The 5169-nt window shown below is 72.1% G+C and carries 5 protein-coding genes; 3 read left to right on the top strand and 2 right to left on the bottom strand.

All coding sequences use genetic code 11. The annotated features are described in order from the left end of the window. From AC1DXV_RS30955 to AC1DXV_RS30965, 3 genes are all read left to right on the top strand, one after another. Positions 1-1618 (top strand): DEAD/DEAH box helicase (locus tag AC1DXV_RS30955; protein WP_477937293.1); only part of this gene is annotated, 1618 nt, incomplete at its 5' end. After that, positions 1619-2668 carry a histone deacetylase family protein gene (locus AC1DXV_RS30960; RefSeq protein WP_477870970.1) on the top strand — a complete coding sequence of 350 codons (1050 nt, stop codon included), beginning with the start codon at positions 1619-1621 and terminating at the stop codon, positions 2666-2668. Next, positions 2665-3597, top strand: coding sequence for a GNAT family N-acetyltransferase (locus AC1DXV_RS30965; RefSeq protein WP_477870972.1), 933 nt, complete (start codon positions 2665-2667; stop codon positions 3595-3597). Before AC1DXV_RS30960 ends, AC1DXV_RS30965 begins: the two co-directional genes overlap by 4 nt. Here the strand turns inward: AC1DXV_RS30965 and AC1DXV_RS30970 are convergent. Continuing rightward, entirely contained in the window at positions 3539-4729 is a 1191-nt protein-coding gene (locus AC1DXV_RS30970) for an acyltransferase family protein (protein ID WP_477937295.1), read from the bottom strand. The genes AC1DXV_RS30965 and AC1DXV_RS30970 overlap by 59 nt on opposite strands. Before the next feature lie 99 nt (positions 4730-4828). After that, a partial coding sequence (locus AC1DXV_RS30975; RefSeq protein WP_477937297.1) for a LytTR family DNA-binding domain-containing protein occupies positions 4829-5169 on the bottom strand: 341 nt, incomplete at its 5' end.

A 5169-nucleotide genomic window follows, 5' to 3' on the forward strand; every position in this document is an offset into this window, starting at 1 on the left:
GAAAGCCGCCGACCAGGTGCTGCAGCTGTCGCGCTTCGACCTCGGCACGCTCGATGCGCTGGCGGTCGGTGCGCGCGTGGTCGCGCCGCCGAGCCTCGATGCGCTGATCCGCGAGCTGCGCGGCCTGGGCAGCGGCAGCGGGCTGCCGCCGGTGCAGCCGTCGCCCGAGGTGCGCGCGACGCTGCGCCACTACCAGCTCGACGGCCTGGCCTGGATGGATTTCCTGCGCCGCGCGCGGCTCGGTGGCGTGCTGGCCGACGACATGGGGCTGGGCAAGACGCTGCAGACGCTCGCGCTGCTGCAGGGCGAGCTCGATGCCGGCCGGCTCGACAAGCCGTCGCTCGTCGTCGTGCCGACCAGCCTGGTCGACAACTGGCACACCGAGGCGCAGCGCTTCACGCCGCAGCTGAAGACGCTGGTGCTGCACGGCGCGCGGCGCATGCAGCACTTCGAGCGCCTCGGCCAGGCCCACCTGGTGATCACCAGCTATCCGCTGGCGGTGCGCGACATCGACGTGCTGGCCGCGCAGGACTGGCACTATGTCGTGCTCGACGAGGCGCAGCGCATCAAGAACAGCCGCAGCCAGGCCGCGCTCGCACTGAAGGGGCTGCGCGCGCAGCACCGGCTGTGCCTGAGCGGCACGCCGCTCGAGAACCACCTCGGCGAGCTGTGGAGCCTGATGGATTTCGTCTGCCCGGGGCTGCTCGGCAGCGAGCTGCAGTTCCGCGAGCGCTACCGCCAGCCGATCGAGAAGCGGCAGGATCACCTGCAGGCCCAGCACCTCGCGCGGCGCGTGCGGCCATTCATCCTGCGCCGCACCAAGCAGCAGGTGGCGCAGGAGCTGCCGGCGAAGACCGAGACGCTGCTGCGCGTGGAGCTGTCCGGCGCACAGGCCGACCTGTACGAGACGGTGCGCGCGACGATGGACGAGAAGCTGCGCGACGCGATCGAGAAGCAGGGCCTCGCGCGCAGCCAGATCATGGTGCTGGACGCCTTGCTGAAGCTGCGCCAGGTGTGCTGCGACCCGCGGCTGCTGAAGGGCGAGGCGCGCGACGCACAGGCCGCCGCCGGCAAGGCCGCGCCGTCGGCCAAGCTGGAGCTGCTGCTCGACCTGCTGCCCACGCTGGTGGAAGACGGCCGGCGCGTGCTGCTGTTCTCGCAGTTCACCGAGATGCTGGCGCTGATCGAGACCGAGCTCGTGCGGCTCAAGCTGCCCTACCTGATCCTCACCGGCGAGACCGATGACCGGGCCGGGCTGGTCGCGCAGTTCCAGCAGGGCGAGGTGCCGCTGTTCCTGATCAGCCTGAAGGCCGGCGGCGTCGGGCTCAACCTGACCGCGGCCGACACCGTGATCCTGTACGACCCGTGGTGGAACCCGGCGGTCGAGCAGCAGGCGATCGACCGCGCCTACCGGATCGGGCAGGACAAGCCGGTGTTCGTCTACAAGCTGTTGGCCAGCGGGACGGTCGAAGACAAGATGATCGAGTTGCAGGCCCGCAAGGCCGGGCTCGCGGACCTGTTGCTGAAGGGCGTGGCGAGCGATGCGGCGTTGAATGCGGAAGACTTCGACGACCTGTTCAAGCCGCTGTCCGATGGCGCGCCGAAGGAGGGCGACTGAATGCTGACCGTCCATAACCCGGTGCACCACCTGCATGCCGGGCGCCAGGAGATGTACCGCGGCCGGCTGGTGCCGTGCCACGAGGTGCCCGGCCGGCTCGACCACGTGCTGGCCGAGCTGAAGCGGCGCCCGCTGGGTGAACTGCGCGCGCCGGGCGAGGTGTCGATGGAGGTGCTGCGGCGCATCCACAGCGGGCGTTATCTCGATTTCCTCGCGCATGCGTGGGACGACTGGGTCGCGCTCGATCCGGCGAATGCGCAGGTCGATGCACTGCCCTCGGTGTGGCCGGTGCGGGGCTTCCGCGACGACGTGCTGCCCGACAACTTCGCGGCGCGCATGGGCCTGTTCTCGTTCGATGCCGGCACGCCGCTGACGGCCGGCACCTGGCAGGCGGCGCGCGCTGGTGCCGCGTGCGCGGTGGAAGCGGCGCAGGCGGTGGCGAGCGGTGCGCAACGCAGCGCCTTCGCGCTGACGCGCCCGCCCGGCCACCATGCCGGCGCCGATTTCTTCGGCGGCTACTGCTTCCTGAACAATGCGGCGCTGGCCGCGCAGACGCTGCGCGATGGCGGCTTCGAGCGCGTCGCGGTGCTCGACGTCGACTACCACCACGGCAATGGCACGCAGAGCATCTTCTACGAGCGCGGCGATGTGCTGACGGTGTCGCTGCACGGCGATCCGCGCACCGAGTACCCGTTCTACCTGGGGCATGCGGACGAGCGCGGCGCCGGGGCGGGCCTGGGCTGCAACCTGAACCTGCCGCTGCCGCGCGGGACCGACTTCGCGCGCTGGCGCGCGGCGCTGGGTGCGGGCACCGAGGCGATCGGTCGCTTCGGCGCGCAGGCGCTGGTGGTATCGCTCGGCGTCGACACCTTCGAGGGCGATCCGATCTCCAGCTTCGCGCTGCGCAGCGCCGATTACCTGCAGGTGGGCAGCGACATCGCCGCAGTGCAGCTGCCGACGGTGTTCGTGTTCGAGGGTGGCTACGCGGTCGCCGAGGTCGGCGTCAACGCGGTCAACGTGCTGGAAGGCTTCGAGAAAGGCGCTGCATGACATTCGAAATTCGGCAGGCGGACAGCGTGCGGCAGTTCGCGGCGGTGGAGACCGCGCCTGAACACGTCGACGACACCGCGCGTTACCTCGAAGGGCTGTTCGCCTCGGGGTCGTCGCGCCCCGAGTGGTGCTTCGTCGCGTGGCGCGACGACCAGCCCTGCGGGCGTGTCGCGTTCTGGGCCCTGCCGCGGGTCGGCCGGCCGCTCGACATCGTGCTGCTGAACCTGCCCTGGGACGGCGAGGCCGACGTCATCGGACGGGCGCTGCTGGATGGCGCGCGCCGGGCGATGGCGGACGCGGGCCTGACGACCGTGGGCCACTGCCACGACCACCCGCCGCGCACGCCGCAATGGCAGACGCACGGCGACGCGCGGCTGGCCTTGCTGGCCGGCCTGGGTTTCAGGACCCAGCGCGACACGCTGCGCTTCGAGGCGGCGCTGGCGCCGGGCGCCGCGGTCGACACCGGCGATCTGCGCCTGCGTGCGGCGGCCCCGGATGACGAGACGCTGCTGCGGCAGATGGTGGCCGCGGTGGCGGCGGCCTCGCGCGACCAGATCGACATCGAAACCGTCGCGGCGCGTGGCGCGCAAGCCCATGCGGCCGAACTGATCGCCGACCTGCGCAGCATGCGCGTGGACCCGGGCTGGTGGCAGATCGCCTTCGATGCGCAGGGCACGGCCGTGGGCCTGGTGCTGCCGGTGGCGGGTGCCGACTTCGGCAGCATCGGCTACATCGGCGTGCTGCCGGCCCACCGCGGGCGCGGCCATGTCGATGTGCTGCTGGCGGCCGCGACGGCCCTGCTGCGCGATGCCGGCCTGCCGCGCCTGATCGCTGACACCGACCGCTCGAACACCGGCATGGCCCGGGCCTTCACGCGCGGCGGGTGGCGACAGTTCGGCGAGCGTCGCGAACTGCTGCTGCCGGCTTGAGCCCGAACAGGATGCGCAGCGGCCCGCTGCGCCGCGCGAGGCGGTAGCCGATCCAGCCGAGCAGGAAGGTGCCGCCGACCAGCAGCGGCGCTTCCGCCTCGAACGGCAGCGCCCATGGCAGCAGCGCGTGCGCCAGCAGGATGATCAGCGTCTGGTGCAGCAGGTAGAGCGGGAACACCGCCTCGGCGAGGGTCTTGCGCAGCGGGTGGTCGGCGTTCCAGTGCCGGTGGGCGAAGCCGATGGCGGCGACCAGCGCACCCCACTGCAGCACGCAGAACGCGAGCCCCCGCAGCCACGGCCAGCCGGCCCCCGACATCAGCAGCCCTTGCAGCGCGAGCCAGCTGGCCACGGCCGACAGCAGGGCCCACCAGCGCCAGCGTTGCGCATCTTCCGCCAGGCGGCTGGCCTGCGCCAGTGCGGCGCCGAACGCGAACATCGCCAGGTACTGGCCGTGCAGGAACCAGTCGTCGAGCAGCGCATGCGTGGCCGGGAAGCGGCGTGCCATCAGCAGGCGCCACCCGAACAGCAGCGCGAGCGGCAGCCACAGCAGGTGCGGGCCGGCCAGTGCGCGGGCACCGAGCTGCGCGATGCCTTGCAGCAAGCCGGGCCGCCAGCGCAGCGCGCCCCACAGCAGCAGCGTGTAGGCGAACAGGTAGGGCAGGTACCACAGGTGGTTCCAGGTCGGCAGCACCAGGCAGCCGTGCACCGCATCGCAGAAGCCGCTGCCGCCGCGCAGGTAGAGCGGGATGAAGTCGAGGTAGCTGCCGGCGTAGCCGTAGCGGCGCTGCACCTCCAGCCAGGACTGCGGCGGCACGATCACCAGCATGCCGAGCAGCAGGGGCAGCAGCAGCCGCGCGCTGCGCTGGCGCAGCCAGGCGAACGAGGGGGCGCGGCCGGTGCCCAGCATCAGCGCGGTGGCGGCGCCGGAGACGATGAACAGCAGGTCCATGCGCCAGGGCGAGCTGAGCATCATCCACGGCTCCAGTGCGGTGTGCCACTGCGGGCTCTTGATGTGCCAGTCCCAGCTCACGTAGTACATGCCCACGTGGTACGGGACCAGCAGCCCGAAGGCGGCGATGCGCAACCAGTCGAGGTAGAGCAGGCGCGCGGGTGGGGTGGAGGTGTCCGTCATGGCAAGGCCTTTCGCAGGGCGGTGCGACAAGGCTGGGGCCGGGCCGCGCCGGCGCACAGCGCGGCGGGACGAAGCGCCCCGGGCAGGGGGCGAGGTGGATCAGCGCGTGGCGGCCAGGCGCGCGACCAGGTCCTCACGGTACTGGCGGCTGCACGGCGCGGTCGGCCCGCCACGCAGCGTGATGCGCGCATCGCCCTTGCCGAGCGGTTCGAGCTGCGTCACGTGGGCCAGCGCGACCGCGGCACCGCGGTGCGTGCGCACGAAGCCGGGGCCCAGGTCGGCGAGCAGGCCCGACAGGGTGCGGCGCAGCAGCGGTGCCCGATCGGGGGTGTGCAGCACGACGTAGTTGTCGGCGGCTTCGAGCCACAGGATGTCGGCCACCGCGACCACCTGCGTGCGGCCGCGGTCGGCCACCAGCAACTGCGCCGGCTGCAGTGGCG

This window comes from Rhizobacter sp. P3_C12 (assembly GCF_056402735.1).

What these genes read in the sequence shown, in the direction of transcription:
- AC1DXV_RS30960 (WP_477870970.1), top strand. Translation starts at nt 1,619, where the DNA reads ATGCTGACCGTCCATAACCCGGTGCACCACCTGCATGCCGGGCGCCAG.
- AC1DXV_RS30965 (WP_477870972.1), top strand. Translation starts at nt 2,665, where the DNA reads ATGACATTCGAAATTCGGCAGGCGGACAGCGTGCGGCAGTTCGCGGCG.
- AC1DXV_RS30970 (WP_477937295.1), bottom strand. Translation starts at nt 4,729, where the DNA reads ATGACGGACACCTCCACCCCACCCGCGCGCCTGCTCTACCTCGACTGG.